Source organism: Halomonas fontilapidosi (assembly GCF_014192285.1).
Taxonomy (GTDB): Bacteria; Pseudomonadota; Gammaproteobacteria; order Pseudomonadales; family Halomonadaceae; genus Halomonas; species Halomonas fontilapidosi.
Genome location: NZ_JACHXQ010000004.1, coordinates 225,533 through 248,440 on the forward strand (window position 1 = coordinate 225,533; position 22,908 = coordinate 248,440).

The following is a 22,908-nucleotide window of genomic DNA, read 5'->3' on the forward strand; positions in this document are numbered from 1 at the left end:
TCTGCGACGGGCAGAGGGAGGAGCTAACACGTGACGACGCCGACGTCCGATCTCGATCGTGTGGCGATGATCGTCCTGCGCTACATGCGCCGGCCGCTCTTCGCGCTGCTGTTCGTGTATTCGCTGGGCATCGTCGGCATGGCCCTGATGCCGGGCCAGGTCGTCGACGGTGAGACGACCCGCATGAACCTCTTCCACGCCTTCTATTTCTTCACCTACACGGCGACCACCACCGGTTTTGGCGAATTGCCCAACGGCTTCAGCGAGGAGCAACGGCTGTGGACGATCTTCTGCCTATATACCGGCGTCATCGCCTGGTTCTATGCGATCGGTTCGCTGATCAACCTTGTGCAGAATCCGTATTTCATCCAGGCCATGGACGGGTTTCGGTTTGCGCGCAAGGTCAAGCGCAATGCGGAACCCTTCGTCATTATCTGCGGTTTCGGTGATGCCGGCAGTCTGCTCGCTCGAGGGCTGAGCGACCACCGTATGCGCGCGGTGATACTCGATTCCGATCCCGAACGTATCAAGGCTCTCGGCGTGCGCGATTACACGGTTCCCATGCCGGGACTCCACGCCGATGCCAGCGCGCCGAAGTATCTGCTGGCTGCGGGGCTGGAGCACCCCGCCTGCCAGGCCCTGGTGGCGCTGACCAACAATAACGACGTCAACCTCAAGATCGCGGTCATGGCACGCCACCTCAACCCGCGACTTCAGGTGATCTGTCGCTCGACCTCGGCCCGCCACGAGGCCAACCTGCGTGCGCTGGACAATGTCAGGGTCGTCGACCCGTTCGAGATCTTCGCTCAGCTTCTCTACTGGGCGATTTCACGTTCCGAACTGCATAACCTCAATGCGTGGTTCGTGGGGGCGCGTGGCGTGAAACTCGGCGCCCCGGTAAAGGTGCCGCGGGGCAGCTGGATTCTGTGCGGCTACGGACGCATGGGGCACTGGATCCATCGCTATTTCGGCAGCCATGGCGTCGGCTTGCGTATCATCGATCCCGACGTGGAGGCCAAGGAGGCCGGGGAGGATACCCGCCTGGTCCAGGCGCACGCCGATCATGCGGCCCTGGTGAAAGCGGGCATCGACGATGCGGCCGGGGTCGTCGCCGCGACGGATTGTGATGCCGACAATCTCAGTACGCTGTTGTCGGTGACCGAGCTCAATCCGGCGGCGTTTCGCATCGTGCGCCAGAACAGTCATGAAAATCAGGTCGCATTCGATGCCGCGCGCGCCGACCTGGTCCTCCAGCACAGCCTGACCACGGCCCGTCGCATCCTGAAGCTGCTGATCTCGCCCCTGGTCCAGGAATTGATCGACTGGCTCGCCGAGCGCGAACCGTCTTGCACGGAAGCCTTGGTGGCCCGTCTGCAAACGGTCGTAGGCTCGGAACCCCCCCATCTGTGGTCGGTGAGGCTGAACCCGGGGGGCGCCCCTGCCGTAACCCGCTATCTGGACAATGGCGGCGAGATCACGCTCGGCGAGCTGTGCCGCGACGCGCGCGCCTTCCCGGAAGCGCTGCCGAGTGAAGTGCTCGCCGTTCGCCGGGAAGGCCAGTCGATCATGTTGCCGGACAGGGATTTCTCGCTCGCGGTTGGCGACGAGTTACTCTTCTGCGGCGTGTATTGGGTAGAGCCGATGCTCGAGGCGACTCTGCATAACCCCTATACGCTTCGCTATGTCGTCACGGGCGTCGATGAGCCCCGCGGGGCCGTGTTCGCCTGGCTCGAGGAAAGACGCCGGCGTCGCCGCCGCGATCCTGAGCTGAATGGCCGCAGGCCCGGGCCATGACGGTGTGTCTTGCGGCGGCCATGAACGGCATGACGATCGTATCGGCACATCCGGCTCGCCCTGGCCTATCAAGGGGCCAGCAGCAGGGCGAGCGCCCCGGCCAGGTAGCAGGCGATGATGCCCACGCTCTCGAAGCCGATATGCGCCGGACCCTGACGCTCGCGATGGATCATGCCGACGATCAGGATGCCGGTCATCAGCAGCGACAGGGCGACCCACAGCGCAACCGTGTCGGGAATGGCGTGGTAGACCGACCCGCCCCGATAGGCGATGTCCGAGGCGGCGACGAACAGGGTATCGAAGGCGTTGCCGCCGATGATGCCGGCCACCGCCAGGGTCAGGGCGCCGCGCCGCACCGCCGCCACCGAGGTCACCAGCTCCGGCAGCGAGGTCACCACTGCCGTCATCAGGGCGCCGACCACCGACTGCCCGAGGCCGGTCTGGGTGGCGATCACCGCGGCGCAGCGTTCCAGCAGCCAGCCGCTGATGCCGAGCATCGCTGCCAGTACCACGAAGGAGAGCCAGAGGCGCGTCGCCGAAAGCAGCATGGCCTGCTCAGCGGGTACGTCCTCCTGGGTCTCGCGGGTCTGCGCAGGACGCCACATGGGGTTGTCGCGGCTGCGGTCCACCAGGCGCAGGCCGAACAGGTAGCCGATCACCAGCAGCGGCGTGACGGGATGCACCTGCCAGAGGGTCCAGTCGGGGGCGAAGCGTCCGATCAGCACCAGTGACAGCAGGCACAGCAGCAGGCCCGCCTGCATCAGGTTGCCGAGCGATGCGGCGGCGTGTTCCAGGTTGGCGCGTCGGTGGGTAATGTCGGCAATGGTCAGGAACAGCGTCTGCACGGCGATGCCGCCCAGGGCGTTGCTCATGGCCAGCGTAGGGCGGTCGGCCAGTGCCGCGGCGACCGACACCATGATGCCCGAGAGGGAGGTGGCCATGCCCAGCAGGACCGCGCCGGCGATGGCCTCGCCGAGGCCTGTGCGGTCGGCCAGGTCGTCGACGATGCCGGCCAGGCGGGTCCCCACGACGCCGATCACCAGCGCGCAGCCGCCGAACAGCAGCAGGGCCATGCCGAGCGACATGTCATCCAGCAGCGGGATCATGGGGCGCTTTTTCCGACGTTGGCATTGACGCCCCTTGGCAAGGGAAGAGACGAGAACGGTGTGCCGTGCATGTCAGGCTCCTGGATCGGGGTGTCGAGACGAGCGTAGCGTGTTATGCCTGGGCGTTGCAGTCAGCACGGTCGTTCGATGATAGGACACTAGCGAGGTCGCGCATGAATCCGCACACCCTGGGGATACCCATCAATGTGGTCGTTGCAACCCTCTTCACGAGGGCCCGCCAGGCCTTTGCCTCTTTCGGTGAACGCCGCCGTGCCGGGAGAGTATGGGCCTGCCTGGTGACGATGCTGCTCGCCGGACAGGTCATGGCTGGGCAAGACAACGAGGCAGCGGCCTGGCAGGCCCTGGCCCAGGGCGGACACGTGGCGCTGATGCGTCATGCCCTGGCGCCCGGTATCGGCGACCCGGCGGGCTTTGCGCTCGACGACTGCAGTACTCAGCGCAACCTTTCCACGGCGGGCCGCGCCCAGGCGCAAGCCATCGGCGAGCGGTTTCGCGAGAAGGGGATCCCGGTGGCGGCGGTGCGCTCCAGCCGCTGGTGTCGTTGCCTGGAGACCGCCGAACTGCTGGGGCTCGGCGAGGTCATTCCCACCCCCGCGCTGGACTCCTTCTTCCGCGACCGCTCGACGGCCGAGCACCAGACCGCCGAGACCCGCGCCCTGATCGAGGCCTGGAACGGCGAGGGGACCCTGGTGCTGGTCACCCATCAGGTCAACATCAGCGCGCTGGTGGGCGCTGGCGTTGGCTCAGGGGATATCGCCGTGGTCAGGCCGGGCGAAACGGGTCTGACACGGGTCGGGTGGATTCGCTGAAGACTCGATCATTGGGCGCAAACGACAGGGGCGGCCCGCTGGCCGCCCCTGAGGATCAATGCGCCGTGATCACGTCACCCGCGGGTCGAGTTCGCCGCGCTCGTAGCGCAGGAACATCTCTTCCAGGTTGACGGGCGTGATCTTCGAGGCGTTGCCGGCGGTGCCGAAGGCTTCGTAGCGCGCCTTGCAGATCGCCTTCATGGCTGCCGTGGAGGCCTTGAGGAACTTGCGCGGATCGAACTCGGCGGGATTCTCGGCCAGGAAACGGCGCACCGCGCCGGTAGAGGCCAGGCGCAGGTCGGTGTCGACGTTGACCTTGCGTACGCCGTGCTTGATGCCCTCGACGATCTCCTCGACCGGCACGCCGTAGGTCTCGGGGATGGCGCCGCCGAACTCGTTGATCACCGCCAGCCACTCCTGGGGCACCGAGGAGGAGCCGTGCATCACCAGATGAGTCTCGGGGATACGGGCGTGGATCTCCTTGATGCGCTGGATGGAGAGGGTATCGCCGGTGGGCGGCTTGGTGAACTTGTAGGCGCCGTGGCTGGTGCCGATGGCGATGGCCAGGGCGTCCACGCCGGTGGCCTTGACGAAGTCGGCGGCCTCTTCCGGGTCGGTGAGCAGCTGGTCGTGGTCCAGCTTGCCCTCGGCGCCGATGCCGTCCTCCTCGCCGGCCATGCCGGTCTCCAGGCTGCCCAGGCAGCCCAGCTCGCCCTCCACCGAGACGCCGCAGGCATGGGCCATCTCCACCGTGCGGCGGGTGACGTCGACATTGTAGTCGTAGTCCATCGGCGTCTTGCCGTCCTCGCCCAGCGAGCCGTCCATCATCACCGAGGAGAAGCCGAGCTGGATCGAGCGCTGGCAGACGGCGGGGCTGGTGCCGTGGTCCTGGTGCATGACCACCGGGATGTGCGGGAACTCCTCCACGGCGGCCAGGATCAGGTGGCGCAGGAAGGGCGCGCCGGCATACTTGCGGGCACCGGCGGAGGCCTGGACGATCACCGGGGAGTCGGTCTCGTCGGCGGCTTCCATGATGGCGCGCATCTGCTCGAGGTTGTTGACGTTGAAGGCCGGCACGCCGTAGCCATGCTCGGCGGCGTGGTCCAGCAGCTGGCGCATGCTGATCAGAGCCATGGGTTCACCTGTTCTGTATGAGGAAATCTTGCCGGCGTGGCCGTGGCCGCCCACGCCGGCGTGTGGAGGTCGAAGTACGGCTGCCTCAGCGGGCGGCGGCGTCTTCCAGGGCCTTGACCGCCGGCAGGGTCTTGCCTTCCACGTACTCGAGGAAGGCGCCGCCACCGGTGGAGATGTAGGAGACGCGGTCCTCGATGGCGTACTTGTCGATGGCCGCCAGGGTGTCGCCGCCGCCGGCGATGGAGAAGCCGTTGCTCTCGGCGATCGCCAGCGACAGCGCCTCGGTGCCCTTGCCGAACTGGTCGATCTCGAACACGCCCACCGGGCCGTTCCACAGGATGGTGCCGGCATCCTTGAGCAGGCCGCCCAGGCGGCCGGCGGTCTCTGGGCCAATGTCGAGGATCATCTCGTCGTCGGCCACCTGGTCCACCGGCTTGACCACGGCCTCGGCGGATTCGGAGAACTCGGTGGCCACCACCACGTCGGTGGGCAGCGGGATCTCGACCCTCGCCATCAGCGCCTTGGCCTGGTCGATCAGGTCCGCCTCGTGCAGCGACTTGCCGACGTTGTAGCCGGCCGCGGCGATAAAGGTGTTGGCGATGCCGCCGCCGACGATCAGCTGGTCGCACTTCTCGGAGAGAGCGTTGAGCACCTCGAGCTTGGTGGAGACCTTGGAGCCGCCGACGATGGCGGCCATCGGACGCGCCGGGGTGGCCAGCGCCTTTTCCAGGGCGTCGAGCTCGGCGGCCAGCAGCGGGCCGGCACAGGCGGTGGGGGCGAAGCGCGCCACGCCATGGGTGGAGGCCTGGGCGCGGTGGGCAGTACCGAAGGCATCCATCACGAAGACGTCGCAGAGAGCGGCATATTGCTGCGAGAGCGCCTCGTCGTCCTTCTTCTCGCCGCGGTTGAAGCGCACGTTCTCCAGCAGCACCACTTCACCGTCGGTGACCTCGACGATGGCACCGAGGTAATCCTGCACCAGGCGTACCGGGCGACCGAGCAGCTCGCCCAGATGCTCCGCCACCGGCGCCAGCGAGAACTCCTCGGCCGGCTCGCCCTCGGTGGGACGGCCCAGATGGCTCATCAGCATCACCCGAGCGCCGGCGTCCAGCGCGGCCTGAATGGTCGGCAGGCTGGCCCGCAGGCGAGCATCGCTGGTTACCTTGCCGTGCTTGACGGGCACGTTCAGGTCCTCACGGATCAGCACTCGCTGGCCGTTGAGGTCGAGGTCGGTCATCTTGCGCACGTTCATGGAAGCAGGTTCCTCGTCTGGGAAAGCCGAAGGGACGTCATCTGTCGAAGGTATCGGGCGGTGCCGAAGGCAGGGCGGCCAAGCGCCGGGCGACGTCGAGCATGCGGTTGGCGAACCCCCACTCGTTGTCGAACCAGCACAGCAGCTTGATCAGGCGGCCACCGGCCACCCGGGTCTGGGTGGCGTCCACGATACCGGAGCGCGGATCGTGGTTGAAGTCGACCGAAGCCACCGGCTCCTCGGTGTAGCCCAGCCGTCCGGCGAGGCGGCCGCGGCTTGCCTCGGCCAGCAGGGCGTTGACCGCCTCGGCCGTGGTGTCTCGGCGCACGCAGATCGACAGGTCCATGGTCGAGACGTTGATGGTCGGCACGCGCACGTGCAGGCACTCGAAGCGACCGGCCAGGTGGGGCATCAGACGGTTGATGCCGCGGGCCAGGCCCGTATCCACCGGCACGATGGAGTGCATCGCCGAGCGGGTCAGGCGCAGATCGGTCTGATGGTAGGCATCGATCACCGGCTGGTCGTTCATCGCCGAATGGATGGTGGTGGTCACACCGTGCTCGATCCCCAGTGCCTCGTCGAGCACGGTGAGCACAGGCACCAGGCAGTTGGTGGTGCAGGACGCCGCGGAAACGATGCGGTGTTGTGCGGCCAGGGTATGGTCGTTGATGCCGCTGACGATGGTCGCATCGACATCGCTCTCCGCGGGCTGGGAGAACAGCAGGCGGCCGGCCCCGGAGGCGAGGTGGCGCTCGGCGGTGGCGCGATCGCGAAAGCTGCCGGAGCACTCCAGCACCAGGTCGATGCCGAGCTCGGCCCAGGGCAGCTTCGCCGGGTCGGGTTCGCAGAGCACGCGGATGGCCCGGCCGTTCACCACCAGGCGCTCGCCCTCCACCTCCACACTACCGGGGAAACGGCCATGGGTGGTGTCGTAGCGGGTCAGGTAGGTGATGGTGGCGAGGTCCGAGAGCTCGTTGATCGCCACGACCTCGAGGCGCGGCTCGTCGTCTGTGCGGTGGCGTGACGCCTCGCCCTCGACGAGGGCGCGCAGCACGCACTGGCCGATACGACCGTAACCGTTGATGGCGATGCGAAGGGCCATGGGGGCGAGCGGGACTCCGAAGCCGTGAAACACAAGGCGGCGATTCTAGCGTATTTGCGCCATGGACGTCTGCTCCGGCGAAGTCGCCGGCTTTGCCAGCGGGGTGCCCGCTGAGTACGATTTTCCCCTACGCTGGGAAGTGCGCATTTCCCGCTACCAAGGAGAGGAGTGAGATGAGCGATATTATCAAGCTGCTGGGCAGCGAGGCCGACACCCTGCTGGGTCACGTCTGCCGCGGCGTACCCGCCGAGACGATTCACCCGCCCGGCCCGGATTTCGTCGACCGGGTGATGGCCCAGAGCGACCGCCGTCCCAACGTGCTGCGCAACATGCAGGCGCTGTTCGACCACGGCCGCCTGGCCGGTACCGGCTATCTCAGCATCCTGCCGGTGGACCAGGGCATCGAGCACTCGGCGGGCGCCTCCTTTGCGCCGAATCCGCGCTATTTCGATCCGGCCAATATCGTTGAGCTGGCCATCGAGGGCGGCTGCAACGCCGTGGCCTCGACGCTCGGCGGGCTGGCCAGCGTGGCGCGACGCTACGCCCACCGGATTCCGATGATCCTAAAGCTCAACCACAACGAGACGCTGAGCTACCCGGCGATCTATGACCAGACGCTGTTCGCCCAGGTCGAGCAGGCCTTCGAGATGGGCTGCGTGGCGGTGGGGGCGACGATCTACTTCGGCTCCCACGAGAGCCGTCGCCAGATCATGGAGATCAGCGAGGCCTTCGAGCGCGCCCACGAGCTGGGCATGGTCACGGTGCTCTGGGCCTACCTGCGCAACCCCGAGTTCAAGCAGGACGGCACCGATTACCATGTGGCCGCCGACCTGACCGGCCAGGCCAACCACCTGGCGGCCACCCTCAAGGCCGATATCGTCAAGCAGAAGCTGCCCGAGACCAACGGCGGCTACCGCGACATCGGCTTCGGCCATACCCATGCCAAGGTGTATGACGAGCTGACCTCGGATCACCCCATCGACCTGGCGCGTTACCAGGTGGCCAACTGCTACCTGGGGCGTGCCGGGCTGATCAACTCCGGCGGCGGCGCCAAGGGCACCTCCGATCTCGCCGAGGCGGTGCGTACTGCGGTGATCAACAAGCGTGCCGGCGGCATGGGGCTGATCTCCGGGCGCAAGGCCTTCCAGAAGCCCACGGCCGAGGGCATCGAGCTGCTCAATGCCATCCAGGACGTCTATCTGTCGCCCGAGGTGACCCTCGCCTGAGGCGAGCATGGCCAACAACGCAAGCGGGCCCGGCATCTGCCGGGCCCGCTTGCGTTCGGAACGAGGACGCGCCTGACGGGCTCAGCCCAGCAGGGCCGAGGCCTCGGCGACCACGTGCTCCACGGTGAAGCCGAAGTGCTTGAACAGGTCACCGGCCGGGGCGGACTCGCCGAAGGTGGTCATGCCGACGATGGCGCCGTTCAGGCCCACGTACTTGTACCAGACGTCGCGATGCCCGGCCTCGACGGCCAGGCGTGCGGTGACGGCGGCGGGCAGCACCCGCTCGCGGTACTCGGCGTCCTGGCGGTCGAAGGTGTCGGTGGAGGGCATGGAGACCACGCGCACGGCGCGCCCCTGCTCCTCGAGACTGGCCGCGGCGTCCATGGCCAGGCCGACCTCGGAGCCGGTGGCGATCAGGATCAGCTCCGGGGTGCCCTCGCACTCCTTGAGGACGTAGCCGCCGCGCTGGATATCGGCCAGCTGCTGCTTGCTGCGTGCCTGGTGGGGCAGGCCCTGGCGAGAGAAGACCAGCGCGGTGGGGCCGGAGCGGCGCTTGATGGCGGCATTCCAGGCCGCGGCGGTCTCCACCGTGTCGCAGGGGCGCCAGGTGGCCAGGTTGGGGGTGGAGCGCAGGGTGGTCAGCTGCTCGATCGGCTGGTGGGTCGGGCCGTCCTCGCCCAGGCCGATGGAGTCATGGGTGAACACATGGATGGCCTGCGTGCCCATCAGCGCCGCCATGCGCACGGCATTGCGCATGTATTCCGAGAAGATCAGGAAGGTGGCACCGTAGGGCACGAAGCCACCGTGCAGGGCGATGCCGTTCATCATGGCGGCCATGCCGAACTCGCGCACGCCGTAGTGCAGGTAGTTGCCGCCGGGGGCGTCGGGGCTGATTGCCTGGGCACCCTTCCAGAAGGTCAGGTTGGAGGGGGCCAGGTCGGCGCTGCCGCCGAGCAGCTCCGGCAGCTGGGGACCGAGCTCGTCGAGGCAAGCGAGTGACGCCTTGCGGCTGGCGACACTGTCGCCCCTGGCCTGGGCCTCCTCGACCATCGCCTCACTGGTCAGCTCCATCGGCAGCTCGCCCTTGAGGCGGCGCTGGAGCTCTCTGGCCTCCTCGGGGAAGGCCTCGGCATAGCGCGCGAGGCGCTCCTGCCAGGCGTCCTGGCGGGCCTGGCCGGCCTTGGTGGCATCCCAGCCGCGGTAGATCTCCTCGGGCACATGGAAGGGCGCGTGAGGCCAGTCGAGTTGCTTGCGGGCGGCGGCCACTTCCTCGTCGCCAAGCGCGGCGCCGTGGCACTCCTCCTTGCCCTGCTTGTTGGGCGCCCCGAAGCCGATGATGGTCTTGCAGATGATCAGGCTCGGCTTGTCGTCGTGGCTGCGGGCCAGCTCGATGGCCGCCTTGACCTCGTCGGGCTTGTGGCCATCGACATTGGGCACCACGTGCCAGCCGTAGGCCTCGAAGCGCTTGGCGGTGTCGTCGGTGAACCAGCCCTCGACCTCGCCATCGATGGAGATGCCGTTGTCGTCATAGAAGGTGATCAGCTTGCCGAGCTGCTGGGTACCGGCCAGCGAGCCGACCTCATGGGAGATGCCTTCCATCAGGCAGCCGTCACCGACGAAGCAGTAGGTGTAGTGGTCGACCACGGTGTGGCCGGGGCGGTTGAACTGGGCCGCCAGGGTGCGCTCGGCCAGTGCCATGCCCACGGCGTTGGCCAGCCCCTGGCCCAGCGGGCCGGTGGTGGTCTCGATGCCCGGCGCATAGCCGAACTCCGGATGACCGGCGGTCTTGGCGTGCAGCTGACGGAAGTTCTGCAACTCCTCGAGGCTGAGCTCGTAGCCGGAGAGGTGCAACAGCGAGTAGAGCAGCATCGAGCCATGGCCGTTGGAGAGCACGAAGCGGTCCCGATCAGGCCAGTGCGGGTCGGCCGGGTTGTGGACGAGATAGTCGTTCCACAGCACCTCGGCGATGTCGGCCATGCCCATGGGCGCGCCGGGATGGCCGGAATTGGCCTTCTGGACGGCATCCATGGACAGGGCGCGTATGGCATTGGCCAGTTCGAAACGGGACGGCATGGGGTGCTCCTCGCCTGCGGCAGAAAGGTGGCAACGACACGCACGGGCCGGGGGGCGTGGCCGGACGTGACTTCTGGCTGGATAGCGCCGCATGACGGGGCGGCGCGGTCGAAATCGGGCGCCTATTGTCGCCGACTTGCCGCCCTGCATCAAATCACGGATGCCCGGGAGAGCCGCAGCGTGTAGACTTCGCGATTGCCTATTGCCGATACCAAGAGGGCCGAGGACGCCATGAGCGAATACTCCCTGTTCACCTCCGAGTCCGTGTCCGAAGGGCATCCGGACAAGATCGCCGACCAGATCTCCGATGCAGTGCTCGACGCCATCATCGCCCGCGACAAGAACGCCCGAGTGGCCTGCGAGACACTGGTCAAGACCGGTGTGGCGATCGTCGCCGGCGAGATCACCACCTCGGCCTGGGTCGACCTCGAGGTGCTGGTGCGCGAAGTGATCACCGGCATCGGTTATACCTCCTCGGATGTCGGCTTCGACGGCGAGACCTGTGGCGTGCTCAACCTGATCGGCAAGCAGAGCGTGGACATCGCCCAGGGGGTCGATCGCAATACGCCCGAGGACCAGGGCGCCGGCGACCAGGGGCTGATGTTCGGCTATGCCACTAACGAGACCGACTCCTTCATGCCGGCGCCGATCCACTACGCGCACCGGCTGGTGGAGCGCCAGGCCGAGCTGCGCAAGCACGGCCTGCTGCCCTGGCTGCGCCCCGACGCCAAGAGCCAGCTGACCTTCCGCTACGATGCCCAGGGCATGCCCTGTGCCGTGGATGCCGTGGTGCTCTCCACCCAGCACGACCCGGAGATCGACCAGGATGAGCTGCGCACCATGGTGCGCCGCGAGATCATCGAGCAGGTGATCCCGGCCGAGTGGCTGACCGCGACCACCAAGTACCACATCAATCCCACCGGCAAGTTCGTGATCGGCGGCCCGGTGGGCGACTGTGGCCTGACCGGACGCAAGATTATCGTCGACACCTATGGCGGCACGGCCCGCCACGGCGGTGGCGCTTTTTCCGGCAAGGATCCCTCCAAGGTCGACCGCAGCGCCGCCTATGCGGGCCGCTACGTGGCCAAGAACGTGGTCGCCGCGGGACTTGCCGACAAGTGCGAGATCCAGGTCTCCTATGCCATCGGCGTGGCCGAGCCCACCTCGGTCGCCATCAATACCTTCGGTACCGGCCGGGTGGACGATGCGCGCATCATCGAGCTGGTGCGCGAGCACTTTGACCTGCGACCCAACGCCATCACCCACATGCTCGACCTGCTGCATCCCATGTACCAGCTGACCGCGGCCTACGGTCACTTCGGTCGCGAGCCCTTCGAGACCTCCTATAGCTGGACCGATACCAAGGGCGATACACATATCGAGACCTTCACGGCCTTCCCCTGGGAGAAGACCGACCGCGCCCACGCCCTGCGCCAGGCCGCCGGGCTGTAGGCGATCGCCGACAGACGATGACGGGCCCCGCTGGCAGCGCCATGCGGGGCCCGCTGCTATGGTCAGGAGAAAACCTGCGTGGGAGTCTCCTGATGCCTCGCCATGTGACCCGCGCTCTGCTGGCCCTCACCCTCCTGCTTTTCTCGTCCCTGGCCACGGCCTGTCCCGAGTGGTCCAGCGGGCGGGCTGAACGCGAGCTGAGCGCCCTGGCCGAACGGCTTGCCGGGTGGGACGACGCCTATTATCGCCGGGGCACGTCGCCGGTCTCCGATGCGGTTTACGATCAGGCCCGGGAACGGCTCGCGGCCTGGCAGCGCTGCTTTCCCAGGCTGGACGTAGACGCCGCGCGTGATGACACGCACCCGGTCGGCCCGGCTCGCCACCCCGTCGCTCAGACCGGGCTCGTCAAACTCGCCGACCAGGCGGCGGTGCGCCGCTGGCTGGCGCGACGCGATGATGTCTGGGTGCAGCCCAAGGTGGACGGCGTGGCGGTGACCCTGGCCTACGAGCAGGGACGCCTGGTGCGGGCAGTGAGCCGCGGTGATGGGGACCATGGTCAGGACTGGACCGCGGCGGCACGCCGCATCTCCACGGTCCCCGCGCAGCTGCCGGAGGCCATCGATGCCGTTCTGCAGGGCGAGCTCTACATGCGCCTGTCGGACCACGTCCAGGCCGAGGTAGGCACGGCCGGGGCGCGCAGCGAGGTGGCCGGGCTGATGGCCCGCGATGTGCTGAGCGCCGATGCCGCAGGGCGTATCGGTCTGTTCGTCTGGGACTGGCCGGATGGCCCGCACGACATGGTGGAACGTCTCGAGGGCCTGAGGCGCCTGGGTTTCGGCGAGGCCGTCGCGCTGACCCGACGAGTCGCGACCCTCGAGGACGTGGCGGAGTGGCGGGCGCGCTGGTATCGCGGCCCGCTGCCGTTTGCCACCGATGGCGTGGTGCTGCGCCAGGCGAGCCGCCCACCGGGATCGGCATGGCAGGCCGAGCCGCCAGGCTGGGCGGCCGCCTGGAAGCATCCGCCGCGAGAAGCGCTGGCGGAGGTGCGCGGCGTCGAGTTCCGTATCGGTCGTACCGGGCGCATCACCCCGCTGCTGCACCTGCATCCCGTCGCGCTGGATGGCCGGACGATCCGCCGGGTCGGCCTGGGCTCGCTGGAACGCTGGGAGCAGCACGATATCCGCCCCGGCGACCAGGTGGTGATCGCCCTGGCCGGCCTGACGATTCCTCGACTGGAGGCCGTGGCCTGGCAGGCCGCCGAGCGGGCGCCGGTCACGCTGCCCGACACGGACGACTACCATGCCCTGAGCTGCTTTCGTCCGCGGCCCGGCTGTGAGGCGCAGTTCCTCGAGCGCCTGGTCTGGCTAGGCGGACCGCAGGGGCTTGACCTGCCCGGCGTGGGGCCGGGCACCTGGCAGTCGCTGGTCGAGGCGGGGTTGGTCACCGGTCTGCTCGACTGGCTGACCCTCGACGCCGCCGCGTTACACCGCGCTCACGGTATCGGCAAGGTGCGTGCTGGCACACTGGTGGCCACCTTCGAGGCTACACGGGACGCGGCATTTTCCCGCTGGCTGCAGGCGCTGGGGGTGCCGCCCGGCATCGATGCCGCCCTGCCGGCGGATTGGGCAACGCTGAGCGGGTACGTTCGTCGTGACTGGACGGCGCTGCCCGGGGTGGGCCCCGGCCGGGCCGCAGCACAGGTCGACTTCTTCGCGCATCCTCACGTGCAGTCGCTGGCACGGCGGCTGGGCGAGGCCGGTATCGACGGCTTCTAGTCAATTGCCCGGCGGTGGTTGTCCGGGCTTGTTCTCACTGCATATAGTGATAGCCACGCTTTGCATCCTGAAGAGGTGTTGCCCGATGAATCATCCCGCCGTTTCCGCACCCGTGGCCAACGACTGCAAGGTCGCCGACCTATCCCTCGCCGACTGGGGCCGCCGCGAGATCCGCATCGCCGAGACCGAGATGCCGGCATTAATGACGATCCGCGACAAGTACCGCAATGAGCAGCCGCTGGCCGGCGCGCGGATCGCCGGCTGCATCCATATGACCATCCAGACGGCGGTGCTGATCGAGACCCTGGTGGACCTGGGGGCTACGGTTCGGTGGTCGTCCTGCAACATCTTCTCTACCCAGGACCATGCCGCGGCCGCCATCGCCGCCGCCAGCATCCCGGTGTTCGCCTGGAAGGGCGAGAGCGAGGAGGAGTTCTGGTGGTGCATCGAGCAGACCGTGGAGGGCCCCGATGGCTGGACCCCCAACCTGGTGCTGGATGATGGCGGCGACCTGACCGCGCTGCTCCACGAGAAACGCCCCGAACTGCTCGATGCCGTTCATGGCATCAGCGAGGAGACCACCACCGGCGTGCACCGCCTGCAGGAGATGCTGCGCGACGGCGCGCTCAAGGTGCCGGCGATCAACGTCAACGATGCCGTCACCAAGTCGAAGAACGACAACAAGTATGGCTGTCGCCACTCGCTCAACGATGCCATCAAGCGTGCCACCGACCATCTGCTTTCCGGCAAACAGGCGCTGGTCGTCGGCTACGGCGACGTGGGCAAGGGCTCGGCCGCCTCGCTGCGCCAGGAAGGCATGATCGTGCGCATCGTGGAAATCGACCCGATCTGTGCCATGCAGGCCTGCATGGACGGTTTCGAGGTGGTCTCGCCTTACCGGCAGGGCCACAACCGCGGCGTGGAGAGCATCGATCGCGACCTGCTGTCGCGGATCGACCTGGTGGTGACCGCCACCGGCAATATCCACGCCTGCGACGCGGCCATGCTCCAGGCGCTCAAGCCGGGTGCGGTGGTCTGCAACATCGGCCATTTCGACAGCGAAATTGACACCGCCTACATGCGTCGCCACTGGCACTGGGAGGAAGTGAAGCCCCAGGTGCACCAGATCTACCGTAACAGCAAGCCGGGAAAATTCGACCCTGACAGTCGCGACTACTTGATCCTGCTCTCCGAGGGGCGCCTGGTGAACCTGGGCAACGCCACCGGCCACCCCTCCCGGGTGATGGATGGCTCCTTCGCCAACCAGGTGCTGGCGCAGATCCACCTCTTCGATGGCCGCTTCGCCGAGCTGCCCGAGGGTGACCGGCGCGATGCAATGGGCGTGACGGTGTTGCCGCGCCATCTTGACGAGGAGGTGGCCCGCTACATGGTGCAGGGCTTCGGCGGGGTGGTCACCCGCATGACGGAGGAGCAGGCCGACTACACCGGCGTCGCCGTCGACGGGCCCTACAAGCCGGACGCCTATCGCTACTGATCCTTGATACAGCCTTGTTTAACGCAGGGGACATCACTCGAGGCTGATCCGGCGCCTCTCGTTGTGCATTGTTGAGTTGCATTCGTCAGAGCCCGGTCAGGCGCATCATCAGCGTCAGGTAGAGCGGGATCAGCAGTGGCGCGGCCAGGGTGGTGATCAGCACCGCCAGGGCGCCCTTCTCCGGGGCGATGCCGAGCTCCATGGCCACCACCACCACGTTGGCGGCCATCGGCACCACGCCGATCAGCAGCAGCGCCAGGGCCAGCTCTCCCGACAGCGGGAAGAGCGCCTGCAGGCCCAGCACCGCGGCCAGCGACAGCAGCGGCCAGAGCCCGTAGCGGATCGCCACACAGGCGCCGATGAAGCGCAGGTCGAACTCCCGCACGCTGACTCGTCCCAGGGTCATGCCGATGATCATCATGCCGAGCAGGGTGTAGGTCGCCGGGAAGGCGGCCAGCCCCTGCATCATGGCGTCCGGCACCTCGAGCCCCAGGCCGCTCACCAGCAGGGCGGCAAGGAAGGCGTAGATCAGCGGCAGCCGGGCGATCTTCACCAGGCTCTGGCGCACCGAGAACTGCCCCCGGGCGCTCAGGTAGAAGCCCACCGTAAATTCGTAGAGGGTCACCCCCAACACGCAGAACAGATAGAGCGTCACCCCTTCGGGCGGCAGCAGCACCAGCGCCACTGGCAGGCCGAAGTAGCCGGTGTTGCCGGTGCCCGAGGAGAAGGCCAGCAGGGCGCTCTCCTGGGGGGCGAAACCGCGCCTCCCCAGGCGGTGGACGACCACCGCGATCAGGCTGGCCAATGCGAAGAGCGCCGCGGTCAGCAGCAGATAGCCGGGCGTTGGGCCGCCCTGGACCAGGCCGCGGAAGAAGGTCAGCGGGGCGATCAGGTAGATCAGCAGGGTGGCGACGGGGCGTGGGTCCACGGCCAGCCGGCGCGCGGCCAGCCAGCCCAGGCCGATATAGGCGAGCAGGGTCCACAGGGGGCCCATTAGGGTGCCGGGGTCGATTGGGGTCATGTCCTTCCCTGGGTCATGGCAGCCGGGATGCCGCCTCTGCATGAACAGGATTGATGCAGCATCGCGTATCTTTCATTGGTCGGCGGATACCTCGGCGGTCAGAATAGCCGCAATATGCACCGCTTTCATGAGGTCAGCCGATGAGCACGCAGCAACACCCGCTGGGAATCAGCTTCGAGTTCTTCCCGCCCAACACCGACGCCGGGCGGGAGAAGCTGGTCGGCGTTCGTGACGCCCTGGCGCGCCGCGAGCCGCGCTTCTTCTCGGTCACCTACGGCGCCGGCGGTTCCACCCAGGACCGCACCCTGAACACCGTGCGGATGGTGCGTGAGTCCGGCTTCACTACCGCGCCGCATCTCTCGTGCATCGGCAGCGACAAGGGCGCGCTGCGCGAGCGGCTCTCGCGCTACCGGGAAGAAGGGATCGATAGCCTGGTGGCCCTGCGTGGCGACATGCCGTCCGGCACCGGCGGAGGTGGCATTGGTCAGCTGCGTTACGCCAACGAGCTGGTCGAGTTTATCCGCGAGGAGACCGGTGATCACTTCGAGATCGCCGTGGCGGCCTATCCGGAGTCCCATCCCCAGGCGGCGAACCTCGAGCATGACCTGACCAACTTCGCTCGCAAGATGAAGGCTGGGGCCGACATCGCCATCACCCAGTACTTCTTCAGCGCCGAGGCCTACTTCCACTTCGTCGAGCGGGCACGCGCGCTGGGCGTGGGGGCGCCCATCGTGCCGGGTATCATGCCAATCACCAATTATACCAAGCTGGCGCGCTTCTCGGACGCCTGCGGCGCCGAGATCCCGCGCTGGATCCGCAAGCAGCTCGAAGCCTATGGCGACGACAGCGAGGCCATTGGCGCCTTCGGCGAGGAGGTCGTGTCACGGCTCTGCCAGCGGCTGCTCGATGGCGGTGCGCCGGGCCTGCATTTCTACACCTTGAACCAGGCGACGCCCTGCCTGCGCATTCTCGACAATATTACCGGCTGAGCGCAGCCCGGCTGATCGCAGCCCGGCTGATCCGGCTCTGCTGGAATGCAGCGGGCCCCGCCAATGGCGGGGCCCGCTGGGTTTCGGGGGGTCGCCCGGTCAGCCGGCAGTAGCGGCCTTATCCCCACCACCGTGGCGGCCGCGCTGCATCAGGAACATCAGCGCGCCGATGGCCAGGCCCGCCACGTCGGAATAGATCCCGCCATAGATCATGCAGACGGCGCCGACCAGCATCACCAGCCGCTGCCAGGCCTTGACCGGTCCGAAGAACCAGGCCTGGACGGTAGAGGCCAGCAGCACGATGCCCAGCGTTGCGGTCACGCCCACACGCAGGATCTGCATCCACGACCCCTCCATCAGCATGGCCGGGCTGTAGAAGAACATGAAGGGCACGATGAAGGCCGCCAGGCCGATCTTGAACGAGGCCACCGAGGTGCCCATGGCGTTGTCACCGGAGATGCCCGCCGCCGCGTAGGAGGCCAGCGCCACCGGCGGCGTGATCGCCGAGACCACCGCGAAGTAGAACACGAAGAAGTGCGCCACCAGCGGCTGGATGCCAATGTTGATCAGGCCCGGGGCGACCACCGAGGCGGCCACCGCGTAGGCGGCGGTGGTCGGCATGCCCATGCCCAGCAATATCGAGATCAGCATGGCAAAGACCAGTGCCAGCAGCTGGCTGACGCCGGCGAGGCCCAGCAGCAGCGAGGAGAAGCGCGCGCCGACCCCGGTCAGCGAGATCACGCCGACGATCAGGCCGGCGCAGGCGCAAACCGCGATGATCTGGATGGCCATGGTGCTGGCCAGCTGCAGGGCCCGGAGGATGGCGGGGATGCCCATCTTGTGGGGCGAGAACCAGCTCACCACGGCGGCCGAGGCAGTGGCCAGGGTGCCGGCGCGGATCACCGAGTAGCCCATGAAGAGCGCGGCGATCAGGATGATGATCGGCGCGAACAGATAGACCTGCTTGACCAGCTTCGAGAACAGCGGGATCTCCTCCTTGCGCATGCCGCGCATGCCCTTGCGGGCCGCCTCGAAGTCCACCATGCAGTAGATCGAGAGGAAGTAGAGGATGGCGGGGATCAGCGCCGCCACGGCGATCTCGGTGTAGGGGATGCCGGTGATCTCGGCCATGATGAAGGCGCCTGCGCCCATGATCGGCGGCATGATCTGCCCGCCGGTGGAGGCGGCCGCCTCGATGGCCCCGGCGCTGCGGCCCGGATAGCCCACCTTCTTCATCAAGGGAATGGTCAGCGAGCCGGTGGAGACCACGTTGCCGGCGCTGGTGCCATTGATCATGCCCATCAGGCCGGAGGCGAAGATCGACACCTTGGCGGGGCCACCGCGCGCGCGGCCGGCGGCGGCGAAGGCGAAGTTGACGAAGTAGTCGCCCACCTTCGACGCCTGCAGGAAGGCGGCAAAGATGATGAAGAGAATGATATAGGTCGACGAGACCGCGGTGGTTGGCCCGAGGATGCCGGCGTCGGTGTAGACCTGGCTGAAGAAGCGGCCCACCGAGAGCCCGGGATAACCGAGGAAGCCCGGCAGGTAGGGGCCGGCGAAGACGTAGACCAGGAAGATGGCGGAGATGGTGACCAGCGCCAGACCGGCCACGCGGCGCGTCAGCTCGAGGATCAGCAGCGAGCCGGCGATGGCCGCATAGGAAATCCCCATGGGCGCAAAGGAGGTGCCGGTGGAGGCACGCAGCGGGCTGTTGAACATCACCAGCAGGTAGCCGGCCACGGCCACGGCACAGACCATCAGTACCATGTCGGCCGGCGACAGGCGGTGGCGGAACTGGCGATAGCTCCAGGACAGCAGGATGCCGCCCATGGTGGCAAGAATTAGCGGGTAGCCGTAGTGCCAGGTCTCGATCTCGGGGGCAATGCGCATGGCGCCCTCGTTCATCGACTGGTACATCATGACCACGCGCACCAGCGCATAGAGGGCGGGCACCAGCATGGCGTAGCTCACCCAGGCGAGCCAGGGCGCGGAGCGATGCCGTTCCTCATCGGCAAAGCGGGTGCCGGCATAGAGGCCGTAGCCGAGGATCAGGGCGCCGGCGATATGCACGATGCGAAACGACCAGGTCTCCAGCGGATAGACGTTCAGCGAGACCAGGTGGAAGAGCGAGTAGGCAATGGACAGGGCACCGAAGAGCAGCCATTGCCAGCCGGTGTAGAGCCGTCTGTTAGACTCCACGGCGGCGTCGTCGACGCCCTCGGCATTGACAGTCTGGACGACGTCGTCGCTGGACGCGTCGTCGCGGGATTCAGGGGTATGGGACATGGCAGGCACCCTTGGGGTTGGCGGAGGCGCACAGAAACTGCCCCGGATCGCCTCTCGTGGCGCGATGCGGGGCAGTCGGTCAGGTCAACGGCTTACAGCTTGAGATCTTCCGGGATCTCGTAGCCGTTTTCCTCGTACCAGCGCACGGCACCCGGGTGGAAGGGCAGTACCTTGTTGTACTTGATGTTCTCCGGGACACTGGTCGCAGCGCTACGGTGGACGTCGCGCATGCGGTCGTTGTTCTCCAGGCTCAGCTTGGTGACCTCATAGACGAAGCTTTCAGGCAGGTCGCAGCCGGCGATGGTGAAGTTCCACATGGAGACGGCGCGGGCATCTTCCTCGAGGGTCTCGTAGGTGCTGGCCGGAATCTGGAACTCGGAGACCGGGAAGTTCTCGAGCACCGTCTGCTGCTCTTCCTCGGCAAACTCGATGATGTTGACGTCGGTCTGCACCTCGAGCTGGCTGACGGCAGGGATCGGGATGCCGGCCGCGAAGGCGATGACGTCGATCAGGCCATCCTGCAGCTGGCCGCCCAGGTCGGACCAGCCACCGTTGCGGCGGTCGAACTCCACACCCAGCGTCTCGAGCATGGCCGGGAAGTAGGTGTCGGAGGTGGAGGCCGCGGGACCGAAGCCGATGCGGGCTCCGTCCGGAATGTCCGAGATCGACTCGATGCCGCTGCCCTCCAGCGCGGTGATCGAGAAGGGCGTCTCGTACATCGGGAACAGCGCGCAGACGTTGTCCATGGGCACCCCCGGGGCGAGCGGGCTCTCACCGGCCAAGGCCTCGGCGGCCGGCCCCATGGTGGTCAGGCCCAGGGCAACGTCGCCGCTGTGCACCAGTGCCATGTTCTGAGTCGGGCCGCCGGTGACCTCGCCACCGCCTGAGATGCCGAGCTCGTCGGCGATCAGGTTGGCCCAGCCGGAGCCATAGACAAAGTAGGTACCGCCCTGGCTGGCGGTGCCCACGGTGAAGCTCTCGGGCCAGTCGCTGCGGTCGGACTGGGCCGAGGCCGAGGCGGCGACCAGCAGTGAGCCGGCCAGCGTGCCGGCGAGGATCCGTGAGGTTGCGTTGCGCATGACGTCTCTCCTGTACGTGATTGTAATCTTGTCATTTGACCGGGCGGTTTTGCCCCGGGGGCTGCATGCACTCCTTCAGTATGGTCACCAGCAGCGGGGGCTGCCGTGATCAAAGCCGGAGTGGCATCAACGCCCTACAATCAGCAATGCGCATGCCTGCTTATTTAAAGCATAGGAATTTCAGCGGCTTGTGAAGTTTAAGTTCGACCTTGGTCGAAGCAGTGCTGGGCCGATGGGGCTGGGATTCCGCACTCGGCGGGCCTTGCGGTGTGCGGTTATCCGCACAGGTTCTCGCAACAGCGAGGACGTCAGGCATCGGCATCATGCGGTGAGGTCAGGGCCGTCGTCAGGCGGCTGGCCTGGTGGAGGTCGTTCATCAGCGAGGAGGCGAGCCAGGGGTCCAGGCGACGCTGACGCAAGCGTTCGGCCAGTTCGTGCTGCCAGTGGCGTCGTACCTCTTCCAGGGGAGCTTCGATGCCGCGGTCACCGGGGGCGTTGGCCAGGCGGTTGAGCCCTTCGGCGAGAGCCATGCGCAGGTCATCATGGGCCTCGCGCAGCGGGCTCGTGGGTGCGGCATGGCGCAGCAGGCTGCGTTGCAGCACCTCGCCGAAGCGCACCGCTTCGACGCGACGCAACGAGCGGGCATAGAGGGCCTCCAGGCGCGCCTGCTGTGCCGCGGTGAGGGGCGTGTCGATGCGCGAGTAGAAGTCCAGAATCTCGGCCATCAACGGCTTGATCTGCTCATGATAGCGCACGTTTACCAGCGGCCACTCCTCCGGGGTAATGGGTGCCTCTATCACGTCCCGGCTGGGGGGGTGGCCGATCGCCTCGGCGCTGGGCACCAGGATTGCCGAGGCGAGCAGGTGGTAGGTGCGCCGGTCGAGCCGCCGGCACTCCTGCTCGATGGCGGCCAGGGCGGTGTCGGCATGCTGCAGGGCATTGGCATCCAGGTAGCGCGCCTGGGCGAGGGGCACGCGTACCGGGTCGGGAAAGAGCCGCTCCAGGCTGTGGGCCAGCCATGGGATCCAGGGCAGCATGAGCAGGATGCCCAGGCCATTGAAGAGGGTATGGAAGAGCGCCAGCTTGAGCGGCCAGGCGCTGTCAGCCAGGCCCAGCAGCACGGCGAGTCGGTCCACCAGTCCGGCTAGTGGCAGCAGCAGGGCCAGGGCCACGGCCGCGGTGATCAGGTTGAAGATCACGTGGGCGCCGGCCAGGCGCCGGCCGGCCGTGCTGGCGCCGAAGGCCCCGATCACTGCGGTCACGGTGGTGCCGATGTTGGCGCCGATGGCGATGGCCAGCGCCGGCAAATAGGGCAGCTGGCCGGAGGCCAACGCGGTGAGGGTGATCAGCAGCGTCGCGTGGCTGGACTGCATGACCACGGTGGCCATGACGCCGAACATCACCAGCAGTGGCCAGTGCCAGAGGTGATCGCCGCCCAGGCCGTCCAGGGAGAGATCATCCTGCCAGCTCTCGAAGCCCAGCTTCATGAAGTCGATGCCCAGCAGCAGCAGACCCACGCCGAGCAGCAGGCCGGCGATGCCAGCGCGACTGCCCTGCAACAGTCGCGACCCCAGCAGTCCCAGCGCCAGCAGCGGCATCGCATACTGGGCGAGATTGGCCTTGAGGCCGAAGCCGGCGATCAGCCAGGCGCCGGTGGTGGTGCCGAGGTTGGCGCCGAAGAGCAGGGCGATGGCGGCCGGCAGCGCCACCAGGCCGGCACCGACGAAGGACATGGCCAGCAGGGTTACCAGCGAGCTGGACTGGACCAGTGCGGTCGCCAGGGCGCCCACGGCGATGGCGCGTGAGGTCCGGCGGGTGGCGGCGTGCAGCCAGCGATCCAGGGTGCCGCCGGAGAGGCGCTTGATAGCGTCTTCCAGGTGGCTCATGCCCCACAGAAAGAGGCCCAGGCCGGCGGCCAGCGTGGCCAGGTCGAGTCGCGCCACCAGTAGTGCCGCGGCGGCCATGAGCCCGAGCAGCTCGAGCAGATGGCGCTGTGGCAGCAGGACGGCGGCCGTTCCCTGGCCCTTGGGCATCAGGGGCCTTTCGGGTCGAGGATCTTCACGGTCTGCAGGTCGCTGCGCGTCTGCTCCTCGCGTTCGCGATTGACCCGCGTCTCGAGCTCCGGCAAGGCCTCGTCCTCGATGGGCAACTGCTCGAAGAAGTCACAGCTGACGCAGTCGCGGTAGCGAATGCCGTTCTGCTCCCAGCTGCGAATGCGGTCCATCTCGGCGCAGCGCGGACAGATGGCCCCGGCGATAAAGCGTTTCTGGACGGTCATTTCGTCTCCATGATGG

17 protein-coding genes are annotated in these 22,908 nt (G+C 67.3%); 7 read left to right on the forward strand and 10 right to left on the reverse strand.

All coding sequences use genetic code 11. The annotated features are described in order from the left end of the window. Positions 1–66: 66 nt before the first annotated feature. Complete coding sequence (locus FHR95_RS08425) at positions 67–1,794, forward strand: potassium channel family protein (protein ID WP_183314069.1); 1,728 nt, start codon at positions 67–69, stop codon at positions 1,792–1,794. 68 nt (positions 1,795–1,862) lie between these two features. Here FHR95_RS08425 and FHR95_RS08430 read toward each other — a convergent pair whose 3' ends face one another. Next, positions 1,863–2,900 (reverse strand): sodium:calcium antiporter, encoded by a 1,038-nt coding sequence (locus FHR95_RS08430; RefSeq protein WP_183314070.1) that lies wholly within the window; start codon positions 2,898–2,900, stop codon positions 1,863–1,865. A 173-nt stretch (positions 2,901–3,073) separates the two neighbouring features. Between FHR95_RS08430 and FHR95_RS08435 the strand changes: the two genes are divergently transcribed. Further along, positions 3,074–3,730: a histidine phosphatase family protein gene (locus tag FHR95_RS08435; protein WP_246378452.1), complete on the forward strand. Its 657-nt coding sequence runs from the start codon at positions 3,074–3,076 to the stop codon at positions 3,728–3,730. Between the two features lie 69 nt (positions 3,731–3,799). On the opposite strand, the gene fba is transcribed toward FHR95_RS08435, so the two are convergent. The 3 genes from fba to FHR95_RS08450 all read right to left on the reverse strand — a co-directional run bounded on the left by fba (position 3,800) and on the right by FHR95_RS08450 (position 7,218). Next, on the reverse strand, positions 3,800–4,864 hold the full coding sequence (gene fba / locus FHR95_RS08440) for a class II fructose-bisphosphate aldolase (RefSeq protein ID WP_183314071.1): 1,065 nt from the start codon (positions 4,862–4,864) through the stop codon (positions 3,800–3,802). A gap of 85 nt (positions 4,865–4,949) precedes the next feature. Further along, on the reverse strand, positions 4,950–6,116 hold the full coding sequence (locus tag FHR95_RS08445; RefSeq protein ID WP_183314072.1) for a phosphoglycerate kinase: 1,167 nt from the start codon (positions 6,114–6,116) through the stop codon (positions 4,950–4,952). 37 nt (positions 6,117–6,153) lie between these two features. Next, positions 6,154–7,218, reverse strand: a complete 1,065-nt coding sequence (locus FHR95_RS08450) for a type I glyceraldehyde-3-phosphate dehydrogenase (RefSeq protein ID WP_183314073.1) — start codon at positions 7,216–7,218, stop codon at positions 6,154–6,156. 173 nt (positions 7,219–7,391) lie between these two features. Here FHR95_RS08450 and FHR95_RS08455 point away from each other — a divergent pair, with 173 nt between their 5' ends. Next, positions 7,392–8,444, forward strand: coding sequence for a class I fructose-bisphosphate aldolase (locus FHR95_RS08455; RefSeq protein ID WP_183314074.1), 1,053 nt, complete (start codon positions 7,392–7,394; stop codon positions 8,442–8,444). Positions 8,445–8,525: 81 nt separating this feature from the next. Here FHR95_RS08455 and tkt read toward each other — a convergent pair whose 3' ends face one another. After that, on the reverse strand, positions 8,526–10,517 hold the full coding sequence (gene tkt, locus FHR95_RS08460; RefSeq protein ID WP_183314075.1) for a transketolase: 1,992 nt from the start codon (positions 10,515–10,517) through the stop codon (positions 8,526–8,528). A gap of 231 nt (positions 10,518–10,748) precedes the next feature. On the opposite strand from tkt, the gene metK reads away from it, so the two are divergent. The 3 genes from metK to ahcY all read left to right on the forward strand — a co-directional run bounded on the left by metK (position 10,749) and on the right by ahcY (position 15,239). Next, positions 10,749–11,969: a methionine adenosyltransferase gene (gene metK, locus FHR95_RS08465; RefSeq protein ID WP_183314076.1), complete on the forward strand. Its 1,221-nt coding sequence runs from the start codon at positions 10,749–10,751 to the stop codon at positions 11,967–11,969. A gap of 92 nt (positions 11,970–12,061) precedes the next feature. Further along, entirely contained in the window at positions 12,062–13,744 is a 1,683-nt protein-coding gene (gene ligB / locus FHR95_RS08470; protein ID WP_183314077.1) for an NAD-dependent DNA ligase LigB, read from the forward strand. 85 nt (positions 13,745–13,829) lie between these two features. Continuing rightward, on the forward strand, positions 13,830–15,239 hold the full coding sequence (gene ahcY / locus FHR95_RS08475; protein ID WP_183314078.1) for an adenosylhomocysteinase: 1,410 nt from the start codon (positions 13,830–13,832) through the stop codon (positions 15,237–15,239). 85 nt (positions 15,240–15,324) lie between these two features. On the opposite strand, the gene FHR95_RS08480 is transcribed toward ahcY, so the two are convergent. After that, entirely contained in the window at positions 15,325–16,260 is a 936-nt protein-coding gene (locus FHR95_RS08480; RefSeq protein ID WP_183314079.1) for an AEC family transporter, read from the reverse strand. Positions 16,261–16,400: 140 nt separating this feature from the next. On the opposite strand from FHR95_RS08480, the gene metF reads away from it, so the two are divergent. Then, positions 16,401–17,249 (forward strand): methylenetetrahydrofolate reductase [NAD(P)H], encoded by an 849-nt coding sequence (gene metF, locus FHR95_RS08485; RefSeq protein ID WP_040183203.1) that lies wholly within the window; start codon positions 16,401–16,403, stop codon positions 17,247–17,249. A 99-nt stretch (positions 17,250–17,348) separates the two neighbouring features. Here the strand turns inward: metF and FHR95_RS08490 are convergent, their stop codons facing one another. The 4 genes from FHR95_RS08490 to FHR95_RS08505 all read right to left on the reverse strand — a co-directional run bounded on the left by FHR95_RS08490 (position 17,349) and on the right by FHR95_RS08505 (position 22,892). Further along, complete coding sequence (locus tag FHR95_RS08490; RefSeq protein WP_183314080.1) at positions 17,349–19,535, reverse strand: TRAP transporter permease; 2,187 nt, start codon at positions 19,533–19,535, stop codon at positions 17,349–17,351. Between the two features lie 92 nt (positions 19,536–19,627). Beyond that, entirely contained in the window at positions 19,628–20,614 is a 987-nt protein-coding gene (locus FHR95_RS08495) for a TAXI family TRAP transporter solute-binding subunit (RefSeq protein ID WP_183314081.1), read from the reverse strand. A 308-nt stretch (positions 20,615–20,922) separates the two neighbouring features. Next, positions 20,923–22,647: a Na/Pi cotransporter family protein gene (locus FHR95_RS08500; RefSeq protein WP_052448497.1), complete on the reverse strand. Its 1,725-nt coding sequence runs from the start codon at positions 22,645–22,647 to the stop codon at positions 20,923–20,925. Continuing rightward, on the reverse strand, positions 22,647–22,892 hold the full coding sequence (locus FHR95_RS08505) for a YheV family putative zinc ribbon protein (protein ID WP_040183195.1): 246 nt from the start codon (positions 22,890–22,892) through the stop codon (positions 22,647–22,649). Before FHR95_RS08505 ends, FHR95_RS08500 begins: the two co-directional genes overlap by 1 nt. Between the last annotated feature and the right edge of the window lie 16 nt (positions 22,893–22,908).

What these genes read in the sequence shown, in the direction of transcription:
- FHR95_RS08505 (WP_040183195.1), bottom strand. Translation starts at nt 22,892, where the DNA reads ATGACCGTCCAGAAACGCTTTATCGCCGGGGCCATCTGTCCGCGCTGC.
- FHR95_RS08435 (WP_246378452.1), top strand. Translation starts at nt 3,074, where the DNA reads ATGAATCCGCACACCCTGGGGATACCCATCAATGTGGTCGTTGCAACC.
- fba (WP_183314071.1), bottom strand. Translation starts at nt 4,864, where the DNA reads ATGGCTCTGATCAGCATGCGCCAGCTGCTGGACCACGCCGCCGAGCAT.
- FHR95_RS08500 (WP_052448497.1), bottom strand. Translation starts at nt 22,647, where the DNA reads ATGCCCAAGGGCCAGGGAACGGCCGCCGTCCTGCTGCCACAGCGCCAT.
- FHR95_RS08445 (WP_183314072.1), bottom strand. Translation starts at nt 6,116, where the DNA reads ATGAACGTGCGCAAGATGACCGACCTCGACCTCAACGGCCAGCGAGTG.
- tkt (WP_183314075.1), bottom strand. Translation starts at nt 10,517, where the DNA reads ATGCCGTCCCGTTTCGAACTGGCCAATGCCATACGCGCCCTGTCCATG.
- ligB (WP_183314077.1), top strand. Translation starts at nt 12,062, where the DNA reads ATGCCTCGCCATGTGACCCGCGCTCTGCTGGCCCTCACCCTCCTGCTT.
- FHR95_RS08430 (WP_183314070.1), bottom strand. Translation starts at nt 2,900, where the DNA reads ATGATCCCGCTGCTGGATGACATGTCGCTCGGCATGGCCCTGCTGCTG.
- FHR95_RS08450 (WP_183314073.1), bottom strand. Translation starts at nt 7,218, where the DNA reads ATGGCCCTTCGCATCGCCATCAACGGTTACGGTCGTATCGGCCAGTGC.
- FHR95_RS08425 (WP_183314069.1), top strand. Translation starts at nt 67, where the DNA reads ATGATCGTCCTGCGCTACATGCGCCGGCCGCTCTTCGCGCTGCTGTTC.
- FHR95_RS08490 (WP_183314080.1), bottom strand. Translation starts at nt 19,535, where the DNA reads ATGTCCCATACCCCTGAATCCCGCGACGACGCGTCCAGCGACGACGTC.
- metF (WP_040183203.1), top strand. Translation starts at nt 16,401, where the DNA reads ATGAGCACGCAGCAACACCCGCTGGGAATCAGCTTCGAGTTCTTCCCG.
- FHR95_RS08480 (WP_183314079.1), bottom strand. Translation starts at nt 16,260, where the DNA reads ATGACCCCAATCGACCCCGGCACCCTAATGGGCCCCCTGTGGACCCTG.
- FHR95_RS08495 (WP_183314081.1), bottom strand. Translation starts at nt 20,614, where the DNA reads ATGCGCAACGCAACCTCACGGATCCTCGCCGGCACGCTGGCCGGCTCA.
- FHR95_RS08455 (WP_183314074.1), top strand. Translation starts at nt 7,392, where the DNA reads ATGAGCGATATTATCAAGCTGCTGGGCAGCGAGGCCGACACCCTGCTG.
- metK (WP_183314076.1), top strand. Translation starts at nt 10,749, where the DNA reads ATGAGCGAATACTCCCTGTTCACCTCCGAGTCCGTGTCCGAAGGGCAT.
- ahcY (WP_183314078.1), top strand. Translation starts at nt 13,830, where the DNA reads ATGAATCATCCCGCCGTTTCCGCACCCGTGGCCAACGACTGCAAGGTC.